The 18,329-nt window shown below is 60.1% G+C and carries 30 protein-coding genes; 29 read left to right on the top strand and 1 reads right to left on the bottom strand.

Going from position 1 to position 18,329, the window contains the following annotated elements:
* Positions 1-5: 5 nt before the first annotated feature.
* The 29 genes from tuf to rplQ all read left to right on the top strand — a co-directional run bounded on the left by tuf (position 6) and on the right by rplQ (position 15,114).
* Complete coding sequence (tuf, locus tag DOM33_RS11820) at positions 6-1,199, top strand: elongation factor Tu (protein WP_110669235.1); 1,194 nt, start codon at positions 6-8, stop codon at positions 1,197-1,199.
* A gap of 164 nt (positions 1,200-1,363) precedes the next feature.
* Entirely contained in the window at positions 1,364-1,675 is a 312-nt protein-coding gene (rpsJ, locus tag DOM33_RS11815) for a 30S ribosomal protein S10 (RefSeq protein ID WP_035470365.1), read from the top strand.
* A gap of 137 nt (positions 1,676-1,812) precedes the next feature.
* Positions 1,813-2,451: a 50S ribosomal protein L3 gene (gene rplC, locus DOM33_RS11810; protein ID WP_110669233.1), complete on the top strand. Its 639-nt coding sequence runs from the start codon at positions 1,813-1,815 to the stop codon at positions 2,449-2,451.
* Positions 2,452-2,465: 14 nt separating this feature from the next.
* Positions 2,466-3,071, top strand: a complete 606-nt coding sequence (gene rplD / locus DOM33_RS11805; RefSeq protein WP_110669231.1) for a 50S ribosomal protein L4 — start codon at positions 2,466-2,468, stop codon at positions 3,069-3,071.
* Positions 3,068-3,364 carry a 50S ribosomal protein L23 gene (gene rplW / locus DOM33_RS11800; RefSeq protein WP_110669229.1) on the top strand — a complete coding sequence of 99 codons (297 nt, stop codon included), beginning with the start codon at positions 3,068-3,070 and terminating at the stop codon, positions 3,362-3,364. The genes rplD and rplW overlap by 4 nt, the downstream gene beginning before the upstream one ends.
* A 16-nt stretch (positions 3,365-3,380) precedes the next feature.
* Positions 3,381-4,208, top strand: a complete 828-nt coding sequence (gene rplB / locus DOM33_RS11795; RefSeq protein WP_110669227.1) for a 50S ribosomal protein L2 — start codon at positions 3,381-3,383, stop codon at positions 4,206-4,208.
* A gap of 22 nt (positions 4,209-4,230) precedes the next feature.
* Positions 4,231-4,506 (top strand): 30S ribosomal protein S19, encoded by a 276-nt coding sequence (rpsS, locus tag DOM33_RS11790; protein WP_035470375.1) that lies wholly within the window; start codon positions 4,231-4,233, stop codon positions 4,504-4,506.
* Between the two features lie 17 nt (positions 4,507-4,523).
* Positions 4,524-4,856, top strand: a complete 333-nt coding sequence (gene rplV / locus DOM33_RS11785) for a 50S ribosomal protein L22 (protein WP_035470378.1) — start codon at positions 4,524-4,526, stop codon at positions 4,854-4,856.
* An 11-nt stretch (positions 4,857-4,867) separates the two neighbouring features.
* On the top strand, positions 4,868-5,569 hold the full coding sequence (gene rpsC / locus DOM33_RS11780; protein WP_110669225.1) for a 30S ribosomal protein S3: 702 nt from the start codon (positions 4,868-4,870) through the stop codon (positions 5,567-5,569).
* A 14-nt stretch (positions 5,570-5,583) separates the two neighbouring features.
* Positions 5,584-5,997 (top strand): 50S ribosomal protein L16, encoded by a 414-nt coding sequence (gene rplP / locus DOM33_RS11775; RefSeq protein WP_110669223.1) that lies wholly within the window; start codon positions 5,584-5,586, stop codon positions 5,995-5,997.
* The gene (gene rpmC / locus DOM33_RS11770; protein WP_110669221.1) at positions 5,997-6,191 is read left to right on the top strand and encodes a 50S ribosomal protein L29; all 195 of its coding nucleotides are present in this window, start codon (positions 5,997-5,999) and stop codon (positions 6,189-6,191) included. Before rplP ends, rpmC begins: the two co-directional genes overlap by 1 nt.
* Positions 6,191-6,451 (top strand): 30S ribosomal protein S17, encoded by a 261-nt coding sequence (gene rpsQ, locus DOM33_RS11765; protein ID WP_110669220.1) that lies wholly within the window; start codon positions 6,191-6,193, stop codon positions 6,449-6,451. The genes rpmC and rpsQ overlap by 1 nt, the downstream gene beginning before the upstream one ends.
* Before the next feature lie 52 nt (positions 6,452-6,503).
* Positions 6,504-6,875, top strand: a complete 372-nt coding sequence (rplN, locus tag DOM33_RS11760; protein WP_035470387.1) for a 50S ribosomal protein L14 — start codon at positions 6,504-6,506, stop codon at positions 6,873-6,875.
* A gap of 14 nt (positions 6,876-6,889) precedes the next feature.
* The gene (gene rplX / locus DOM33_RS11755) at positions 6,890-7,207 is read left to right on the top strand and encodes a 50S ribosomal protein L24 (protein ID WP_110669218.1); all 318 of its coding nucleotides are present in this window, start codon (positions 6,890-6,892) and stop codon (positions 7,205-7,207) included.
* 18 nt (positions 7,208-7,225) lie between these two features.
* Positions 7,226-7,765, top strand: a complete 540-nt coding sequence (gene rplE, locus DOM33_RS11750; RefSeq protein ID WP_110669216.1) for a 50S ribosomal protein L5 — start codon at positions 7,226-7,228, stop codon at positions 7,763-7,765.
* Positions 7,766-7,775: 10 nt separating this feature from the next.
* Complete coding sequence (rpsN, locus tag DOM33_RS11745) at positions 7,776-8,081, top strand: 30S ribosomal protein S14 (protein ID WP_110669214.1); 306 nt, start codon at positions 7,776-7,778, stop codon at positions 8,079-8,081.
* Between the two features lie 31 nt (positions 8,082-8,112).
* Complete coding sequence (gene rpsH, locus DOM33_RS11740; RefSeq protein ID WP_110669212.1) at positions 8,113-8,505, top strand: 30S ribosomal protein S8; 393 nt, start codon at positions 8,113-8,115, stop codon at positions 8,503-8,505.
* Positions 8,506-8,514: 9 nt separating this feature from the next.
* Positions 8,515-9,045 carry a 50S ribosomal protein L6 gene (gene rplF / locus DOM33_RS11735; protein WP_110669210.1) on the top strand — a complete coding sequence of 177 codons (531 nt, stop codon included), beginning with the start codon at positions 8,515-8,517 and terminating at the stop codon, positions 9,043-9,045.
* Between the two features lie 9 nt (positions 9,046-9,054).
* On the top strand, positions 9,055-9,405 hold the full coding sequence (gene rplR / locus DOM33_RS11730) for a 50S ribosomal protein L18 (protein ID WP_110669209.1): 351 nt from the start codon (positions 9,055-9,057) through the stop codon (positions 9,403-9,405).
* 11 nt (positions 9,406-9,416) lie between these two features.
* Positions 9,417-9,917 (top strand): 30S ribosomal protein S5, encoded by a 501-nt coding sequence (gene rpsE / locus DOM33_RS11725; RefSeq protein ID WP_110669207.1) that lies wholly within the window; start codon positions 9,417-9,419, stop codon positions 9,915-9,917.
* 6 nt (positions 9,918-9,923) lie between these two features.
* Positions 9,924-10,106 (top strand): 50S ribosomal protein L30, encoded by a 183-nt coding sequence (gene rpmD, locus DOM33_RS11720; RefSeq protein WP_110669205.1) that lies wholly within the window; start codon positions 9,924-9,926, stop codon positions 10,104-10,106.
* Positions 10,107-10,109: 3 nt separating this feature from the next.
* Entirely contained in the window at positions 10,110-10,544 is a 435-nt protein-coding gene (gene rplO / locus DOM33_RS11715) for a 50S ribosomal protein L15 (RefSeq protein WP_110669203.1), read from the top strand.
* The gene (gene secY, locus DOM33_RS11710) at positions 10,545-11,879 is read left to right on the top strand and encodes a preprotein translocase subunit SecY (protein WP_110669201.1); all 1,335 of its coding nucleotides are present in this window, start codon (positions 10,545-10,547) and stop codon (positions 11,877-11,879) included.
* A gap of 30 nt (positions 11,880-11,909) precedes the next feature.
* Positions 11,910-12,023 (top strand): 50S ribosomal protein L36, encoded by a 114-nt coding sequence (gene rpmJ / locus DOM33_RS11705; protein ID WP_031384759.1) that lies wholly within the window; start codon positions 11,910-11,912, stop codon positions 12,021-12,023.
* 143 nt (positions 12,024-12,166) lie between these two features.
* Positions 12,167-12,523 (top strand): 30S ribosomal protein S13, encoded by a 357-nt coding sequence (gene rpsM / locus DOM33_RS11700; protein WP_110669199.1) that lies wholly within the window; start codon positions 12,167-12,169, stop codon positions 12,521-12,523.
* Positions 12,524-12,559: 36 nt separating this feature from the next.
* Positions 12,560-12,946: a 30S ribosomal protein S11 gene (gene rpsK / locus DOM33_RS11695; RefSeq protein ID WP_009723883.1), complete on the top strand. Its 387-nt coding sequence runs from the start codon at positions 12,560-12,562 to the stop codon at positions 12,944-12,946.
* 12 nt (positions 12,947-12,958) lie between these two features.
* Positions 12,959-13,579, top strand: a complete 621-nt coding sequence (rpsD, locus tag DOM33_RS11690; RefSeq protein WP_110669197.1) for a 30S ribosomal protein S4 — start codon at positions 12,959-12,961, stop codon at positions 13,577-13,579.
* Between the two features lie 79 nt (positions 13,580-13,658).
* Positions 13,659-14,657, top strand: a complete 999-nt coding sequence (locus tag DOM33_RS11685; protein WP_110669195.1) for a DNA-directed RNA polymerase subunit alpha — start codon at positions 13,659-13,661, stop codon at positions 14,655-14,657.
* A 70-nt stretch (positions 14,658-14,727) separates the two neighbouring features.
* Entirely contained in the window at positions 14,728-15,114 is a 387-nt protein-coding gene (gene rplQ, locus DOM33_RS11680) for a 50S ribosomal protein L17 (RefSeq protein ID WP_110669193.1), read from the top strand.
* Positions 15,115-15,268: 154 nt separating this feature from the next.
* On the opposite strand, the gene uvrA is transcribed toward rplQ, so the two are convergent.
* The gene (uvrA, locus tag DOM33_RS11675) at positions 15,269-18,154 is read right to left on the bottom strand and encodes an excinuclease ABC subunit UvrA (protein WP_110669191.1); all 2,886 of its coding nucleotides are present in this window, start codon (positions 18,152-18,154) and stop codon (positions 15,269-15,271) included.
* Between the last annotated feature and the right edge of the window lie 175 nt (positions 18,155-18,329).

The following is an 18,329-nucleotide window of genomic DNA, read 5'->3' as shown; positions in this document are numbered from 1 at the left end:
TAGCAGTGGCTAAGGAAAAATTTGAACGCTCCAAAATGCACGTCAACGTCGGCACCATCGGTCACGTCGACCATGGTAAGACGACGCTGACAGCTGCACTGACTCGCGTCTCCGCCGAAGTTTTCGGCGGCGACTGGCGCGAATTCGCGTCCATCGACAACGCTCCGGAAGAGCGTGAGCGTGGTATCACCATCGCCACCGCTCACGTCGAGTACCAGTCCGACGTGCGTCACTACGCCCACGTCGACTGCCCGGGTCACGCCGACTACGTCAAGAACATGATCACCGGTGCGGCGCAGATGGATGGCGCCATCCTGGTCTGTTCTGCCGCTGACGGCCCGATGCCGCAGACTCGCGAGCACATCCTGCTGTCGCGTCAGGTCGGCGTTCCGTACATCGTCGTGTTCCTGAACAAGGCCGACATGGTCGACGACGAAGAGCTCCTCGAGCTGGTCGAAATGGAAGTCCGTGAACTCCTCAACGAGTACGACTTCCCGGGCGACGACACGCCGATCGTCATCGGTTCCGCGCTGATGGCGCTGGAAGGCAAGGACGACAACGGCATGGGTACGACTGCCGTCTCCAGCCTGATCAAGGCGCTTGACGAGTACATCCCGGAGCCGGAGCGCGCGATCGATCAGCCGTTCCTGATGCCGATCGAAGACGTCTTCTCCATCTCCGGTCGCGGTACCGTTGTTACCGGTCGTGTCGAGCGTGGTCTGGTCAAGTCCGGCGAAGAAGTCGAAATCGTCGGTATGCACGACACCACCAAGACGACCGTTACCGGCGTCGAGATGTTCCGTAAGCTGCTCGACGAAGGTCGTGCCGGCGAGAACATCGGTGCACTGCTTCGTGGCACCAAGCGCGATGACGTCGAGCGTGGCCAGGTTCTGGCCAAGCCGGGTTCCATCACGCCGCACACCAAGTTCGAAGCCGAAGTCTACGTGCTGTCCAAAGAAGAAGGCGGTCGCCATACGCCGTTCTTCAAGGGCTACCGTCCGCAGTTCTACTTCCGTACGACTGACGTGACCGGTACCTGCGAACTGCCGGAAGGCGTCGAGATGGTCATGCCGGGCGACAACGTCCAGATGGTCGTGACGCTGATCGCGCCGATCGCCATGGAAGACGGCCTGCGCTTCGCCATCCGCGAAGGCGGTCGTACCGTCGGCGCCGGCGTCGTCGCCAAGATCGTCGAGTAAGTTACTCGCCGGTCTGCCAAAGAAGGGGCGCTACGGCGCCCCTTTTTCTGTCGGTGTTCTACGGGCCCTGTTTGACACTCAAATGGGGCTCCCCTATAATGCGCGTCCTTTGAACGCGTGGGTCGACGGCTCGCGCCGTCAGTATCCAGTGGAGCAAAAGGTAAATGCAGAACCAGAAGATTCGCATCCGGCTGAAAGCGTTCGACCACCGCCTGATCGATCAGTCGGCCCAGGAGATCGTGGATACGGCCAAGCGTACCGGTGCTCAGGTGCGTGGACCGATCCCGCTGCCGACGAACCGCGAGCGTTACACCATCCTGATTTCGCCGCACGTCAACAAAGATGCGCGTGATCAGTATGAAATTCGCACGCACAAGCGCGTTCTCGACATCGTCGAGCCGACCGAAAAGACGGTCGACGCCCTGATGAAGCTCGATCTCGCCGCCGGCGTTGACGTGCAAATCAAACTCGACTGAAACCAACACTAGACACAAGCGGTCGCTGAGTTCACAGTCACCGCCGCGTCGTGAGACGCCATACAATGTGCTAGTGGAATGCTCTGGAAAGGGCAGCCATAGCGGGTGATAGCCCCGTACACTATAGGAGACTGAACATGACTATCGGTTTAGTCGGTAAAAAGGCGGGCATGACTCGTGTTTTCACCGAAGATGGCGCATCCGTGCCCGTAACCGTAATCGAGGTTGAGCCTAACCGCATTTCCGCTGTCAAGACCGTTGAGTCTGATGGCTACCGCGCGGTTCAGGTCACCACCGGTTCCCGCAAGGCCAAACACCTCACCAAGGCGATTGCTGGTCAATACGCCAAGGCAGGTATCGAGGCTGGCCGTTCCCTGATGGAGTTCCGTCTCGCAGACGACGATGAAACTCCGGAAATGGGCGGTTCCTTCACCGTATCCCTCTTTGAAGCCGGTCAGAAAGTAGACGTGACTGGTACCTCCAAGGGCAAGGGCTTCCAGGGTGCTGTCAAGCGCTGGAATTTCCGTACCCAAGACAACAGCCACGGTAACTCGCTGTCGCATCGCGCGCCGGGTTCCATCGGCCAGTGTCAGACCCCGGGTCGCGTTTTCAAAGGCAAGAAAATGGCCGGTCAGCTGGGTAACGAACGTGTCACCGTCCAGAGCTTGGAAGTGGTGCGTATCGATGCCGAGCGTAATCTGCTGTTGATCAAGGGCGCCGTGCCCGGTGCACCCGGCTGCGATGTCGTTGTGCGCAGTGCCGTGAAAGCTCGCTGAGGGGACTGAGACCGATGAATCTGAATCTCGCAGGTGCCCAAGGCACCGTCGAAGTGTCCGAAGAGACCTTTGGCAAAGATTTCAACGAAGCGCTCGTGCACCAGGTCGTGACTGCCTATCAGGCGGCTGGCCGCCAAGGGACGCACGCGCAGAAGAACCGTTCCGACGTTCGTGGCGGTGGCAAGAAGCCGTGGCGTCAGAAGGGCACCGGTCGTGCCCGTGCCGGCACCATCCGTTCGCCGCTGTGGCGTACCGGCGGTGTGACCTTTGCTGCACGTCCGCAGGACTACTCGCAGAAGGTCAACCGCAAGATGTACCGCGCGGCGATGCGTTCGATCCTGTCGGAGCTGGTGCGTCAGGAGCGTCTGGTTCTGGTCAACGAGTTCGCCGTTGATACGCTCAAGACCAAGCAGCTGGTCGGCAAGCTCAAGGAGCTCGACCTCGAGAGAGCGCTGATCGTGACCGAAGAAGTCGACGAGAAGCTCTTCCTGGCCGCTCGCAACATCCCCAACGTGGATGTCGTCGATGCCGCCGCCGCCGACCCGGTCAGCCTGATCGCCTTCGACAAGGTGCTGATGACCGTCTCCGCTCTGCGCAAATTCGAGGAGAAGCTGGGATGAACCAGGAACGCGTATACAAGGTTCTGCTCGGACCTCACATGACCGAGAAGGCCGCGCGTGCCGCCGAGAACAATCAGTACGTGTTCAAGGTGGCCCACGACGCGACCAAGCCCGAGATCAAGAAGGCCGTCGAAACGCTGTTTGGCAAGAAAGTTGCCGGCGTTCAGGTCCTCAACGTCAAGGGCAAGACCAAACGCACTCGCTTCGGCACCGGCCTGCGCAAGGGTTACCGCAAGGCGTACGTGACCCTGGCTGCGGGCGAGACGCTCGAAGACTTCTCTGGCGCCGAGTAAGGCAGGAGTACGGATCATGGCAGTAGTCAAGACAAAACCCACTTCCGCCGGCCGTCGTCACGTCGTCAAAGTCGTCAACGATGAGCTGTACAAGGGACGTCCGTACGCCGGACTGACCGAAAAGCAGTCAAAGTCGGGTGGTCGTAACAACCATGGCCGCATCACCACGCGTCACGTGGGCGGTGGCCATCGTCAGCATTATCGTCTGATCGATTTCAAGCGTACCAAGGATGGCGTCAATGCCGCCGTGGAACGCATCGAATACGATCCGAACCGTAGCGCCAATATCGCGCTGCTGAAGTACCTGGATGGCGAGCGCCGCTACATCATCGCGCCCAAAGGCCTCAAGGTCGGGGACGTGTTGGAGTCCGGTGTCAACGCTTCCATCAAGCGCGGCAACACGTTGCCGCTGCGCAACATCCCGCTGGGTTCCACGGTGCACTGCATCGAGCTGAAGCCCGGTAAGGGTGCGCAGATCGCGCGTAGTGCCGGTGCCAGCGCTCAGCTGGTCGCTCGCGAGGGCAACTACGCCACGCTGCGTCTGCGCTCCGGCGAGATGCGTCGCATCCTGGCAGAGTGTCGTGCAACGCTTGGCGAAGTCGGGAACTCTGAGCACAGCCTGCGTCAACTCGGCAAGGCGGGTGCGAAACGTTGGAGAGGGGTGCGCCCGACCGTTCGCGGTGTCGCGATGAACCCGGTGGATCACCCGCACGGTGGCGGTGAAGGCCGTACCAGTGGGGGGCGTCACCCGGTCAGCCCGTGGGGTATCCCCACCAAGGGCCACAAGACCCGTAAGAACAAGCGTACCGACAAGCTCATCGTTCGTCGCCGCAAGTCCAAGTAACAGACATTAAGAGGTAACGGCTGTGCCACGTTCACTGAAGAAAGGTCCCTTTATCGACCTTCATCTGTTGAAGAAGGTCGAAGTCGCCGCGGAAAAGAACGATCGCAAACCGATCAAGACCTGGTCGCGTCGTTCGATGATCCTGCCGAACATGGTCGGGCTCACCATCGCGGTACATAACGGTCGCCAGCATGTCCCGGTGCACGTCTCCGAGGAAATGGTCGGCCACAAGTTGGGCGAGTTCGCTGCTACCCGCACCTATCGCGGCCATGCGGCGGACAAGAAAGCCAAACGCTGAGCCAAGAGGAATAAGAGATGGAAGTCGCTGCTAAGTTGCGTGGCGCGAGCCTATCCGCCCAGAAGGCCCGTTTGGTGGCTGACCAGGTGCGCGGTAAGCCGGTCGCCGAAGCGCTCGACGTGCTGACCTTCTCCCCCAAGAAGGCTGCCAAGCTGGTCAAGAAAGTGCTGCAGTCCGCGATTGCCAATGCGGAAGAAAATAACGGCATGGACATCGACGAACTGCGTGTCTCGACCATCTGTGTCGACGAGGGCATGACGCTCAAGCGCATTCAGCCGCGTGCCAAGGGCCGTGCGGATCGCATTCTGAAGCGTACCTGCCACATTACCGTCAAGGTAGCCGAGAAGTAGGAGTCGACCAGATGGGTCAGAAAGTCAATCCAGTCGGGATTCGTCTCGGCATCGTGAAAGATCATTCGTCGGTCTGGTACGCAGAGCGCGGTGCCTATGCCGATAAGCTGAACAACGATCTGGCGGTGCGTCGCCATCTCGAGGAGCGTTTGAAAAATGCTTCCGTGAGCCGCATCACCATCGAACGTCCGGCCAACAACGCTCGTATCACCATTCACACTGCCCGTCCGGGCATCGTGATCGGTAAGAAGGGCGAGGACGTCGATCGTTTGCGCCAGGACGTCGCCCGCATGATGGGTGTCCCGGTGCACGTCAACATCGAAGAAGTCCGCAAGCCGGAACTCGACGCTGCACTCGTCGCGCAGAACATCGCCGGCCAGCTCGAGCGTCGCGTGATGTTCCGCCGCGCCATGAAACGCTCCGTTCAGAACGCTATGCGTCTGGGCGCCGGCGGTATCAAGGTGTCGCTTTCCGGTCGTCTGGGTGGTGCCGAGATCGCTCGTACCGAGTGGTATCGCGAAGGTCGCGTGCCGCTTCATACACTGCGTGCCGACATCGACTACGCCACCTACGAAGCTCACACCACTTACGGCGTCATCGGCGTCAAAGTGTGGGTCTTCAAGGGCGAAATCCTCGGGGGCATCGAAGAGGTGCGTGCCAAGCAAAAGCAGCAAGCTCAGGCGCCCGCTTCCAAGAAGAAAGGTTCCAGGTAAGGGGAGACTGATCGATGTTGCAACCCAAGCGTACAAAGTTCCGCAAGGTGCAGAAAGGCCGTAACCGCGGCCTGGCGCATCGCGGCAGCCAGGTGAGCTTCGGGGACTTCGGTCTCAAGGCCACCGATCGCGGTCGTATCACCGCACGTCAGATCGAAGCGGGTCGTCGTGCTATCACCCGTCACGTCAAACGTGGTGGCAAGATCTGGATCCGTGTATTCCCGGACAAGCCGATCACCAACAAGCCTCTCGAGGTTCGTATGGGTAAAGGTAAGGGTTCCGTCGAATACTGGGTCGCCCAGATCCAGCCGGGCAAGGTGCTCTACGAAATCGAAGGCGTCTCCGAGGAGCTCGCACGTGAAGCGTTCTCCCTGGCCGCCCAGAAGATGCCCATCTCCACCACCTTTGTGAAACGGACGGTGATGTGATGCAAGCCAACGAAATGCGTGACAAGTCAGTCGATGCGCTGCAGGAGCAGCTGTTCGAACTGCTCCGCGAGCAGTTCAACCTGCGCATGCAGAAGGCCACCGGCCAGCTGAGCCAGACGCATCTGCTCAAGCAGGTGCGTCGCGACATCGCTCGCGTCAAGACTGTGCTCAACCAGAAGGCAGGTGACCAATAATGGCTGAAGCGAAGACTACTCGTACGCTCACCGGCAGGGTCGTGAGCGACAAGATGGAAAAATCGATTGTCGTATTGATCGAGCGCCGCGAGCGTCATCCGATCTACGGCAAATACATGAAGCGCTCCACCAAGCTGCACGCCCATGACGAGGCGAATCAGGCACGGTCTGGCGATCTGGTCTCCATCACGGAGTCCCGTCCGCTGTCCAAGAAGAAAGCCTGGACGTTGGTCGAGGTGGTCGAGCAGGCCAAGGGCTGAGCCCGACGTGCCTTCTGAACCAGTGCAGTCAGATTAGGTTTGGAGAAAACCAATGATTCAGACTCAGACAATGCTGGATGTCGCCGACAACAGCGGCGCGCGCCGGGTGCAGTGCATCAAGGTGCTGGGCGGTTCACACCGCCGCTACGCTCGCGTAGGTGATGTCATCAAAGTAACGGTCAAGGAAGCGATTCCGCGGGGCAAGGTCAAAAAAGGCCAGGTCCTCAAGGCCGTTGTCGTGCGTACGCGCAGCGGTGTTCGTCGTAACGACGGTTCGCTGATTCGCTTCGATGGGAATGCGGCGGTTCTGTTGAACAACACCAACGAACAGCCGATCGGTACCCGTATCTTCGGGCCGGTTACTCGTGAGCTTCGCAACGAGAAGTTCATGAAGATCATTTCCTTGGCGCCCGAAGTGCTGTAAGGAGCGAGGCGGATATGCACAAGATCAAACGTGACGACGAAGTCATCGTCATCGCCGGCAAGGACAAGGGCAAGCGTGGCACGATCAAGCGCGTCCTCGAGAACGATCGTTATGTCGTCTCGGGCGTGAACATGATCAAACGCCACACCAAGCCCAATCCTATGGCGGGCAACCCGGGGGGTATCGTTGAGCGTGAGGCTCCGATCCATGCGTCCAACGTGGCCATCTTCAATGCGGAGACCGGCAAAGCGGATCGCGTCGGCTTCCAGCTGAAGGAAGACGGTACCAAGGTACGTATCTACAAGTCGACGCAAAAGCAGATCGACGCCTAACGCGAGTCGGGTAGCAAAATGGCGAACTTGAAAGAACGTTATCAGAACGAGGTCGTGGCTCAGCTGCGAGAGCAGTTCAGCTACGCCAACGTAATGCAGGTGCCCCGGATCACCAAAGTGACCCTGAACATGGGCATCGGCGAAGCGACCAGCGATAAAAAGCTGATCGACAATGCCGTCGGCGACCTGGAGAAGCTTTCCGGTCAGAAACCGGTGATCACCAAGGCGCGCAAGTCCATCGCTGGCTTCAAGGTCCGCGAAGGATGGCCGATCGGTGTCAAAGTGACACTGCGTCGTGAGCGCATGTGGGATTTCCTGGACCGTCTGGTCAATATCGCGATTCCCCGCGTACGTGATTTTCGCGGGCTGAATCCGAAGTCCTTCGATGGCCGCGGCAACTACTCAATGGGCGTACGTGAGCAGATCATCTTTCCGGAGATCGAATATGATAAGATCGATCGGATTCGTGGTCTGGATGTCACCATCACGACCAGCGCCATCACCGACGACGAAGGTCGCGCGCTACTTCGTGCGCTGAACTTCCCGTTCAAGCAATAAGGGTGGATTCATGGCAAAGAAAAGCATGATTGAGCGTGAGCTCAAGCGCGCAAAGCTGGTCAACAAGTACGCTGCCAAGCGCGCCGCGCTCAAGGACGTCATCTATGACGTCAACGCTTCTGACGAAGAGCGCTTCGACGCTCAGCTGAAGCTGCAGCAGCTGCCGCGTGACGCCAGCCCGGTGCGCGCTCGCAACCGCTGCCGCATTACCGGCCGTCCGCACGGTTACTACAACAAGTTCGGACTGGCCCGTAACAAGCTGCGCGAAGCGGCCATGCGTGGCGATGTCCCTGGGCTGAAGAAGTCCAGCTGGTAAGCCACGTCGAGGAATTCAGGAGCGCAATGTAATGAGCATGCAAGATACTCTGGCGGATATGTGTACCCGTATCCGCAATGCGCAGATGGCCACCAAGGAGACGGTTACCATGCCGTCTTCCAAGCTCAAGGTTGAAGTGGCCCGCGTACTCAAGCAGGAAGGCTACATCACCGAACTCTCGGTCTCCGAAGGCGTCAAGCCCGAGCTGACCGTGACCCTCAAGTATTTCGAGGGCAAGCCGGTCATCGAGCACCTCCAGCGCGTTTCCAAGCCGTCGCTGCGTATCTACAAGGGCAAGAGCAATCTGCCCAAGGTCGCAGACGGTCTGGGCGTGGCGATCGTGACCACCTCGCAAGGTGTCATGACCGATCGTGCGGCACGCCAAGCGGGTGTCGGTGGTGAAGTCATCTGCACCGTATTCTAGGAGTGAGTAATGTCTCGCGTAGCCAAGTATCCGGTTAAATTGCCCAGCGGCGTCGAAACGACTTTCGACGACGACCGGCTCTCCGTCAAAGGTAGCCAGGGCACGTTAGAACTGACCGTACATCCCGACGTGAAGATCACTCAGGAAGACGGTCAGCTGAGCTTCGCTCCCAGCGAAAAGGCCAAGAGCTGGGCCATGGTTGGCACGACACGTGCCCTGGTTCAGAACATGGTCACCGGTGCATCCGAAGGGTTCACCCGTTCGCTGGAAATCAATGGTGTCGGCTATCGTGCCCAGGCAAATGGTCAGACGCTGAATCTTACACTCGGTTTCTCACACCCGATCGACTACAAACTGCCTGAAGGTGTCACGGCGGAAACGCCGAAGAACACCGTGATCGTGCTGAAAAGCGCGGACAAGCAGAAGCTCGGCCAGGTGGCAGCGGAAATTCGTGGCTTCCGTCCGCCGGAGCCCTATAAGGGCAAAGGGGTTCGGTACGGCGACGAACAGGTCCGCCGCAAAGAAGCCAAGAAGAAGTAAGGCAGGGTTATGAACGCGAAGAAAGAATCCCGTCTCCGTCGTGCCCGCCGCGCACGCGCCAAGATCCGCGATCTGGGTGTGTACCGTCTGTGCGTCAACCGCACCCCGCGTCACATCTATGCGCAGATCATTTCGCCGGACGGCGGCAAAGTCCTAGCCAGCGCTTCCACGCTGGACAGCAGCCTGCGTGAAGGCGCGACCGGCAATGCCGACGCGGCCGCCAAAGTGGGCACTCTGATCGCCGAGCGCGCCAAGGGTGCCGGCATCTCTCAGGTCGCTTTCGATCGCGCCGGTTTTCAGTACCACGGCCGTGTGAAAGCGTTGGCGGATGCCGCACGTGAAGGCGGTCTGCAATTCTAAAGGGTTTTACGATGGCGAATAACGAACAGAAGGGCGGAGATCTGCAAGAGAAGTTGGTGCAGGTCAACCGCGTCGCCAAGGTGGTCAAAGGTGGCCGAATTTTCGGTTTCACCGCGCTGACCGTCGTTGGCGATGGCAACGGCCGGGTCGGTTTCGGTCGTGGCAAGGCGCGTGAAGTGCCGGTCGCGATCCAGAAAGCCATGGACCAGGCGCGTCGTAACATGGTCAAGGTCAGCCTCAGCGGCAGCACGCTGCAGTACCCGGTTCGCGCCCGTCACGGCGCATCCAAGGTCTTCATGCAGCCGGCATCCGAAGGTACCGGTATCATTGCCGGTGGCGCGATGCGCTCGGTGCTCGAACTCGCTGGCGTCCATGACGTTCTGGCTAAGTGCTACGGCTCCACCAACCCGGTGAATGTCGTGCGTGCCACCATCAAGGGGCTCGCATCCATGCAGTCTCCGGAAGACGTGGCCGCGAAGCGCGGTCTGTCTGTCGAAGAACTGGCGGGGTAAGCGACCATGGCAGAGACGATCAAGATCACCCAGACCCGCAGCACCATCGGTGTCCTGCAGAAGCACAAGGCGACGATGAAAGGCCTTGGTCTGCGTCGTATCGGGCATTCGATCGAGCTGGAAGACACCCCCGCCGTTCGCGGCATGATCAACAAGGTTCGTTACCTTGTTCGAATCGAGGGAGAGTAATCCATGAAACTCAATAGCCTAAGCCCGGCTCCGGGTTCCAAGCACGCCGAGAAGCGCGTCGGCCGTGGTATCGGCTCCGGTCTGGGTAAGACCGGCGGTCGAGGCCACAAAGGTCTGAAGTCGCGCTCCGGCGGCTCGGTCAAGCCCGGCTTCGAGGGCGGCCAGATGCCGCTGCAGCGTCGTTTGCCGAAGTTCGGTTTTACGTCGCACAAGGCAATGGTCTCCGAAGAAGTTCGGCTGGCAGAGCTTGCCAAGGTCGACGGCGACGTCGCCGATCTCGAAAGCCTGAAAAAGGCCAACGTGCTCAAGAATGCAACCGAGTACGCCAAGGTCATTCTCTCCGGTGAGCTGAGCAAAGCGGTGACCGTGCGTGGCCTCAAGGTCACCAAAGGTGCTCGCGCTGCGATCGAAGCGGCCGGCGGCAAAGTCGAGGAATAAATGGCTAAGTCAGGAAACATGCCGGCGAACGCGGGAGGGGGGCTCGGAGAACTCTGGGCTCGCCTGCGCTTCGTCTTCATCGCTATCGTGGTGTACCGGATCGGCGCGCACATCCCCGTACCCGGCATCAATCCTGATCAGCTGGCTGCCCTGTTTCGGGAGAACCAGGGCACCATCCTGAGCATGTTCAACATGTTCTCGGGCGGTGCCCTGGAGCGCATGAGTATCTTTGCGCTGGGGATCATGCCGTACATCTCCGCATCGATCATCATGCAGCTTCTGACCGCGGTGTCGCCTCAGCTCGAAGCATTGAAGAAAGAGGGCGAGGCAGGACGCCGCAAGATCAACCAGTACACCCGCTACGGTACGGTGCTGCTGGCGCTGATTCAGGCAAGCGGCATGTCAGTTGGTCTGGTCAGTCAGGGCGTTGCCTATACCGGCGACTTCACCTTCTACTTCACGGCGGTGGCTACCTTCGTTGCCGGTGCCGTGTTCCTGATGTGGCTGGGCGAGCAAATTACCGAAAAGGGGATCGGCAACGGTATTTCGCTGATCATCTTCGCGGGTATCGTGGCCGGGCTTCCGAGCGCGATCGGCCAGGCTTTCGAGCTTGCGCGTAACGATGGCGCCTGGAACGTGCTGCCGCTTCTGGCGCTGGCGATCCTGGGGATCGCGACCATCGCTTTCGTGGTGTTCATCGAACGCGGTCAGCGACGGATCACCGTGAACTATCCACGACGTCAGGTGGGCAACAAGATGTATGCCGGGCAGAGCAGCTATCTGCCGTTGAAAGTGAACATGGCCGGCGTGATCCCGCCTATCTTCGCTTCCAGTATCCTCTTGTTCCCCGGTTCGATCGGACAGTGGGTCGGTCAAGGCGAAGGCCTCGAGTGGCTGCAGGTTGCCTCACAGCAGCTAGCGCCCGGAGCCCCGCTCTACATCATCCTGTTCGCCGCGGCGGTTCTGTTCTTCTGCTTTTTCTACACGGCGTTGGTCTTCAACCCGCGAGATGTGGCAGACAACCTCAAGAAGTCCGGTGCGTTCCTGCCGGGAATTCGTCCGGGTGAGCAGACGTCACGTTACATCGACAAGGTGATGACGCGTCTGACACTGTTCGGTGCGCTCTACATCACCCTGGTATCGTTGATGCCGCAGTTCTTGATGGTGGCCTGGCAGGTACCGTTCTACTTCGGCGGCACGTCGCTATTGATCGTGGTCGTGGTAATCATGGACTTCATGGCCCAGGTGCAGTCGCATCTCATGTCTCATCAATATGAGTCGGTGATGAAGAAGGCGAACCTGAAAGGCTACGGTAGCGGCGGCATGACGCGCTGAGCCGTCGCCATTGAGCATTTGGAGAGAACGATGAAAGTTCGAGCTTCTGTTAAGAAAATGTGCCGTAACTGCAAGATCATTCGGCGCAACGGCGCGGTCCGTGTCATCTGCACGGAACCGCGTCACAAGCAGCGCCAGGGCTGATTCCCCTTTTTCGGGAAGCACCCTGAGCTGTATTGAAAGCGGGCCGTGGCATCCCCCTTGCCTCGAGAGAGGTCAAGGGGTATGCTATTGCGCCCTTTGTGGACGACTAAACGAGCAAGCCGCTCAACATTCGGAGTAAGCTGATGGCCCGTATTGCAGGCGTCAATATCCCGGACAATAAGCATGCGGCGATCTCGCTGACCTACATCTACGGGATTGGCCATACGCGTGCGCAGAATATCTGCGTCGCGGCTGGCATCGCACCGACCACCAAGGTACAGGAACTGTCTGGCGAAGAGCTCGACACGCTGCGTACCGAAGTGGGCAAGTACACCGTAGAAGGCGACCTTCGCCGTGATACGACGCTTAACATCAAGCGTCTCATGGATCTGGGTTGCTACCGTGGTCTGCGCCATCGTCGTGGTCTACCGCTGCGTGGTCAGCGTACCAAGACCAATGCGCGTACCCGTAAGGGCCCGCGTAAACCGATTCGTAAGTAATTAACGTTCCGGCGTTAAATATTAGGAAACATCAACATGGCTAACCCGCGCAGTAACCGAAAAAAGGTTAAAAAGCAGGTTGTGGATGCGGTTGCGCATATCCATGCCTCTTTTAACAATACGATCGTGACGATCACAGACCGCCAGGGCAACGCTCTCTCTTGGGCGACTGCCGGTGGTTCGGGTTTTCGTGGTTCTCGCAAGAGCACCCCGTTCGCAGCTCAAGTAGCGAGTGAACGTGCAGCGACCGCTGCAGCCGAGTATGGTGTGAAAAACGTCGACGTACTGGTCAAGGGCCCCGGTCCCGGCCGTGAGTCTGCCGTGCGCGCACTGAACGCCGCCGGCTTCCGTGTACAGAGCATTACTGACGCGACGCCGATCCCGCACAACGGATGCCGTCCGCCGAAGAAACGCCGCGTCTAAGGAGACAGACTCATGGCACGCTATCTTGGTCCCAAATGTAAGTTGTCTCGTCGCGAGGGCACCGATCTCTTTCTCAAGAGCGGTGTAACTCCCTTCGAGAAGAAGTGCAAATCCGAGCAGATCCCGGGTGTGCACGGCCAGCGCCGTCAGCGTCTTTCCGACTACGGCTTGCAGCTTCGCGAGAAGCAGAAAGTACGTCGTATCTACGGCGTGCTCGAAAACCAGTTCCGCAACTACTACAAGGAAGCCGCTCGCCTGAAAGGGGCGACTGGTGAAGTCCTGTTGCAGCTGCTGGAATCCCGGCTGGACAACGTCGTCTATCGCATGGGCTTCGGCTCTACGCGTAACGAATCGCGCCAGCTGGTCAGCCACAAGGCGATCGCGGTCAACGGCCGTACCGTCAATGTGGCGTCCTATCAGGTGCGTCCCGGCGATGTCGTTACCGTTCGCGAAAAGGCGAAGAACCAGGCCCGCATCCAGCTGGCAATGTCCATCGCTGCCAACCGTGGCGACGTGACCTGGATCGACGTCGATTCGAAGAAGATGGAAGGCACTTTCAAGGCTGTCCCCGAACGCGGTGACCTGTCTGCCGACATCAACGAAAACCTGATCGTCGAGCTGTACTCCAAGTAAGCCTTGAATCGGGCCGCGCAAGCGGCCCGACTCGGCCGGGAGTACCGATATTCGTTTGGCAGCCTGAGAAGGTGTTCATATGCAGCGTTCAGTGACAGAATTTCTTCGTCCCCGCGACATCAAGGTCGAAGAGGTCAACGCACATCACGCCAAGATCGTGCTGGAGCCCTTCGAGCGTGGCTTCGGCCATACCCTGGGGAATGCGCTGCGTCGCATCCTGCTCTCTTCGATGCCCGGCTGTGCCGTCGTCGAAGCCGAAATCGACGGCGTGCTGCATGAATACAGCGCCATCGAAGGTGTTCAGGAAGACGTCATCGAGATCCTTCTGAATCTCAAGGACGTGGCCATCAAGATGCACGGCCGCGACGAGGCGACGCTTACCCTGAACAAGCAGGGCCCCGGTGTCATGACCGCGGGCGATATCGCCGTCGATCACGACATCGAGATCGTCAATCCGGATCACGTCATCGCGCACCTCAACGACGGCAGTGACCTCAAGATGCAGCTCAAGGTCGCTCGCGGTCGTGGCTACGAGCCCGCCGATGCTCGTCTTTCGGACGAAGACGAATCTCGCGCCATCGGTCGCCTGCAGCTGGATGCGACGTTCAGCCCCGTACGCCGCGTTTCCTACGCGGTGGAAGCGGCACGCGTCGAACAGCGCACCGACCTGGACAAGCTGGTCATCGATCTCGAAACCGATGGCACCCTGGACCCCGAAGAAGCGATTCGCCGCAGTGCGACCATTCTTCAGGAGCAGCTGGCCGCCTTCGTCGATCTCGAGGCCGATAGAGAGCAGGAAGTCGAAGAGGAAGAAGATCACGTCGATCCGACTCTGCTGCGTCCCGTGGACGATCTCGAACTCACGGTACGTAGTGCCAACTGCTTGAAGGCCGAAAACATTTACTACATTGGCGATTTGATTCAGCGCACTGAAGTCGAGCTGCTCAAGACGCCGAACCTAGGCAAGAAGTCCTTGAACGAGATCAAGGACGTATTGGCTTCGCGCGGTCTTTCACTCGGCATGCGTCTCGAGAACTGGCCGCCGGCGAGTCTCAAAGACGATAAGGCTTCCGCCTGAGGGCGAGAGCCCCGAGTCGCCTCACACGGTGCGCCGACTCGAATCACCAGTTTGGTAAGGAATAGCAATCATGCGTCATCGTAAGAGTGGTCGTCATCTGAATCGGACCAGCTCGCACCGGCATGCCATGTTCAAGAACATGTGCACTTCGCTGGTCGAGCATGAAGTGATCAAGACTACCCTGCCCAAGGCCAAAGAGCTGCGTCGTCATATCGAGCCGCTGATCACTCTGGCCAAGCAGGATAGCGTGGCGAATCGCCGTCTGGCGTTCAGCCGCACCCGCTCCAAGGAAGCCGTCGGCAAGCTCTTCAACGAGCTTGGTCCGCGTTACGTTAATCGCCCGGGCGGCTACGTCCGCGTGCTCAAGTGCGGCTACCGTACTGGCGACAACGCACCGATGGCCTACGTCGAGCTGGTCGATCGTCCTGTCGTTGAAGAAGCCGTCGGCGACGAATAAGTCCCAACCGCGCTTTAACGAAAAAGCCGGCTGTCCGAATTCTCGGGCAGCCGGCTTTCTTGTGTCTGGACGGCCGCTACGCGACCGCGGGCTGCTGGCGCTTGCAGCAGCGCAGCACGCCGTTTTACGACGTGCCGCGAGCCCGATGCTGCCGTCAGGCGCGCTTGGCCTTCTTTTCCGGTGCTTTCTGACGCTTGCGAGACGTCGACTTTGTCGGTTTCGGCAACATGGGGGCCAGGAATTGTCCGGTATGAGACTGCTCGATGTCCGCCACCTGCTCGGGCGTGCCTTCGGCAATGATGCGGCCGCCGCCGGACCCGCCTTCGGGGCCAAGGTCGATCAGCCAGTCCGCCGTCTTGATCACATCCAGATTGTGCTCGATCACGACGACCGTATTGCCGTGATCGCGCAGGCGATGCAGCACGCCGAGCAGTTGCCGGATATCCTCGAAGTGCAGGCCGGTCGTCGGCTCGTCCAGAATGTAGAGCGTCTGTCCGGTATCGCGCTTGGCCAGCTCCCGGGCGAGCTTGACGCGCTGCGCCTCGCCGCCGGAGAGGGTGGTCGCGCTCTGCCCCAGGCGGACGTATGACAGTCCCACATCCATGAGCGTCTGAAGACGACGCGCGATCGCTGGCACCGGACTGAAGAACTCGAGAGCTTCTTCGATGGTCATCTCGAGCACGTCGTGGATGCTCTTGCCCTTGTAGTGAATCTCCAGCGTTTCGCGGTTGTAGCGCTTGCCCTTACAGACGTCACACGGCACGTAGATGTCCGGCAAAAAGTGCATCTCCACCTTGATCATCCCCTCGCCCTGGCACGCTTCGCAACGCCCGCCCTTGACGTTGAAGCTGAAGCGCCCCGGCTTGTAGCCGCGAGCACGAGCCTCCTGGGTGCCGGAGAAGAGTTCGCGGATCGGCGTGAAGATGCCGGTATAGGTTGCCGGATTCGAGCGCGGTGTGCGCCCGATGGGGCTCTGATCGATGTCGATGATCTTGTCGAGCTGATCCAGCCCCTCGATCGAGCGGTAGGGCGCCGCCGTCAGCGTGGTCGCTCGGTTGAGCTCGCGCGCGGCGATCGGCATCAGCGTCGAGTTGATCAGCGTCGACTTGCCCGAACCGGAGACGCCGGTCACGCAGACGAAGAGTCCTAGCGGCAGCGTGAGATCCACGCTGTGGAGATTGTTGCCGCTGGCGCCCTTCAGACGGAGCTGCTTGTCCGGGTTGACCGGTATGCGGTGCGGCGGCACCTCGATGCGACGTGTGCCCGCGAGATACTGTCCCGTCAGGGAGTCGGGCGTCGCCTCGATCTCCTCGGGCGTGCCCTGAGCGATCACCTGGCCGCCGTGCACGCCCGCACCGGGGCCGATGTCGAGTACGTGGTCCGCCGCGCGAATCGCGTCCTCGTCGTGCTCGACTACGATCACCGTGTTGCCCAGATCGCGCAGTCGGGTGAGCGTGGCCAGCAGGCGGTCGTTGTCCCGCTGGTGCAGTCCGATGGAGGGCTCGTCGAGGATGTACATCACGCCGACCAGCCCGGCGCCGATCTGGCTCGCCAGACGGATGCGCTGGGCTTCGCCGCCGGAGAGCGTGTCTGCGCTACGCTCGAGGGTCAGATAGTCGAGCCCGACGTTGACCAGGAATTCCAGGCGGGCATGGATCTCGTGAACGATCTTGGCCGCGATCTCGCCCTTGCGCCCGGCGAGAGTGAGCTCGGCAAAGTAGTTCCACGCTTCGCCCACCGGCATCTGCGTCAGTGCCGGCATGTTGTTGCCGTCAACGAAGACGTGGCGCGCTTCGCGCTTGAGGCGACTGCCGTTGCAGGTGGGGCAGGGACGGACCGCCAGATACTTCGCCAGATCGTCGCGAACCATTGACGACTCGGTTTCACGATAGCGCCGCTCCAGGTTGGGCAGCACCCCTTCGAACGAATGCTCGCGCGTCACTTTGCGACCGCGGTCATTGACGTAGCTGAACGCCACCTCATCCTTGCCGCTGCCGTTGAGCAGGACATCGCGCTCGTGGCGCGCCAGTTCGTTCCAGGGCGTATCGAGTGTGAAGCGGTAGTGCTCGGCGACCGCCTGGAGCTGGCTGAAGTAGTAGATACTGCGCCGGTCCCAGCCCTTGATCGCCCCCTCGGCGATGGAGAGTTCCGGGTGGCTGATCAGCTTATCCGGATCGAAGTACTGGCGTACGCCGAGGCCGTCGCAGGTGGGGCAGGCGCCGGCCGGATTGTTGAACGAGAACAGCCGCGGCTCGAGCTCGGGCAGCGAGTAGCCGCAGATGGGGCAGGCAAAGCGTGAGGAGAACGCCAGGTTCTCCTGCTCGCCGTCCATGAAGTGGATGATCGCTGTGCCGTCGGCCAGATTCAGCGCGGTTTCGAAGGATTCGGCGAGGCGCTGCTGCAGGTCAGAGCGGACCTTGATGCGGTCGACCACCACGCTGATGTCGTGCTTGCGCTTCTTGTCCAGCGTCGGCACGTCATCGAGCTCGACGGTTTCACCGTCGATGACGGCGCGCACGAACCCTTGCGCGCGCAGTTCGCTGAGCAGCTGCAGGTGTTCGCCCTTGCGACCGTTGACGACCGGCGCGAGCAGCATTAGTCGGCTACCTTCCGGCAACTCGAGCACCTGATCGACCATCTGCGAGACCGTCTGCGCTTCGAGCTCCTCGTCGTGGTCCGGGCAGCACGGGGTGCCCGCGCGGGCGAAGAGCAGGCGCAGATAGTCGTAGATCTCGGTGATCGTGCCGACGGTGGAGCGCGGATTGTGCGACGTCGATTTCTGCTCGATGGAGATCGCCGGCGACAGCCCTTCGATATGATCGACGTCGGGCTTTTCCATCATCGACAGGAACTGTCGGGCGTAAGTGGAGAGCGACTCGACGTAGCGGCGCTGTCCTTCGGCGTAGAGCGTATCGAATGCCAGCGACGACTTGCCGGAACCGGACAGGCCGGTCACCACAATCAGCTTGTCACGTGGCAGTTCGACATCGATGTTCTTCAGGTTGTGGGTACGTGCGCCCCGTACCAGAATGCTGTCCATAACTACCTCGTGATGCGACGGGGAATCGACCATTATAGGTGGCTGGTCAAATTTGCCGCAAAAAGCTGGCACTTTTCGTCGTTCGTCTTGCGTCTTCCTGCGTCTCGAGCCGCCGCGGGCCCCGCTGCACCGTGACGTTCGTCGAATGCAGTCGACGCTTGCGCCGTCGGGCGCA

The sequence above is a fragment of the Salinicola halophilus genome, assembly GCF_003206155.1.
In the GTDB taxonomy this organism is placed as follows: Bacteria; Pseudomonadota; Gammaproteobacteria; order Pseudomonadales; family Halomonadaceae; genus Salinicola; species Salinicola halophilus.
Note: the sequence above shows the minus strand (reverse complement) of the source record. Positions and strands in the feature narration are given on the sequence as shown.

Coding starts and splice junctions, on each gene's coding strand:
- rpmD (WP_110669205.1), top strand. CDS start 9,924: ATGGCAGAGACGATCAAGATCACCCAGACCCGCAGCACCATCGGTGTC.
- DOM33_RS11685 (WP_110669195.1), top strand. CDS start 13,659: ATGCAGCGTTCAGTGACAGAATTTCTTCGTCCCCGCGACATCAAGGTC.
- rplX (WP_110669218.1), top strand. CDS start 6,890: ATGCACAAGATCAAACGTGACGACGAAGTCATCGTCATCGCCGGCAAG.
- rpsM (WP_110669199.1), top strand. CDS start 12,167: ATGGCCCGTATTGCAGGCGTCAATATCCCGGACAATAAGCATGCGGCG.
- rplC (WP_110669233.1), top strand. CDS start 1,813: ATGACTATCGGTTTAGTCGGTAAAAAGGCGGGCATGACTCGTGTTTTC.
- rplF (WP_110669210.1), top strand. CDS start 8,515: ATGTCTCGCGTAGCCAAGTATCCGGTTAAATTGCCCAGCGGCGTCGAA.
- rpsJ (WP_035470365.1), top strand. CDS start 1,364: ATGCAGAACCAGAAGATTCGCATCCGGCTGAAAGCGTTCGACCACCGC.
- rpsN (WP_110669214.1), top strand. CDS start 7,776: ATGGCAAAGAAAAGCATGATTGAGCGTGAGCTCAAGCGCGCAAAGCTG.
- rpsE (WP_110669207.1), top strand. CDS start 9,417: ATGGCGAATAACGAACAGAAGGGCGGAGATCTGCAAGAGAAGTTGGTG.
- secY (WP_110669201.1), top strand. CDS start 10,545: ATGGCTAAGTCAGGAAACATGCCGGCGAACGCGGGAGGGGGGCTCGGA.
- rplR (WP_110669209.1), top strand. CDS start 9,055: ATGAACGCGAAGAAAGAATCCCGTCTCCGTCGTGCCCGCCGCGCACGC.
- rpsD (WP_110669197.1), top strand. CDS start 12,959: ATGGCACGCTATCTTGGTCCCAAATGTAAGTTGTCTCGTCGCGAGGGC.
- uvrA (WP_110669191.1), bottom strand. CDS start 18,154: ATGGACAGCATTCTGGTACGGGGCGCACGTACCCACAACCTGAAGAAC.
- rplP (WP_110669223.1), top strand. CDS start 5,584: ATGTTGCAACCCAAGCGTACAAAGTTCCGCAAGGTGCAGAAAGGCCGT.
- rpsK (WP_009723883.1), top strand. CDS start 12,560: ATGGCTAACCCGCGCAGTAACCGAAAAAAGGTTAAAAAGCAGGTTGTG.
- rplE (WP_110669216.1), top strand. CDS start 7,226: ATGGCGAACTTGAAAGAACGTTATCAGAACGAGGTCGTGGCTCAGCTG.
- rplQ (WP_110669193.1), top strand. CDS start 14,728: ATGCGTCATCGTAAGAGTGGTCGTCATCTGAATCGGACCAGCTCGCAC.
- rplO (WP_110669203.1), top strand. CDS start 10,110: ATGAAACTCAATAGCCTAAGCCCGGCTCCGGGTTCCAAGCACGCCGAG.
- rpsQ (WP_110669220.1), top strand. CDS start 6,191: ATGGCTGAAGCGAAGACTACTCGTACGCTCACCGGCAGGGTCGTGAGC.
- rplN (WP_035470387.1), top strand. CDS start 6,504: ATGATTCAGACTCAGACAATGCTGGATGTCGCCGACAACAGCGGCGCG.
- rplB (WP_110669227.1), top strand. CDS start 3,381: ATGGCAGTAGTCAAGACAAAACCCACTTCCGCCGGCCGTCGTCACGTC.
- rpsH (WP_110669212.1), top strand. CDS start 8,113: ATGAGCATGCAAGATACTCTGGCGGATATGTGTACCCGTATCCGCAAT.
- rpsC (WP_110669225.1), top strand. CDS start 4,868: ATGGGTCAGAAAGTCAATCCAGTCGGGATTCGTCTCGGCATCGTGAAA.
- rplW (WP_110669229.1), top strand. CDS start 3,068: ATGAACCAGGAACGCGTATACAAGGTTCTGCTCGGACCTCACATGACC.
- rpmC (WP_110669221.1), top strand. CDS start 5,997: ATGCAAGCCAACGAAATGCGTGACAAGTCAGTCGATGCGCTGCAGGAG.
- rplD (WP_110669231.1), top strand. CDS start 2,466: ATGAATCTGAATCTCGCAGGTGCCCAAGGCACCGTCGAAGTGTCCGAA.
- rplV (WP_035470378.1), top strand. CDS start 4,524: ATGGAAGTCGCTGCTAAGTTGCGTGGCGCGAGCCTATCCGCCCAGAAG.
- rpmJ (WP_031384759.1), top strand. CDS start 11,910: ATGAAAGTTCGAGCTTCTGTTAAGAAAATGTGCCGTAACTGCAAGATC.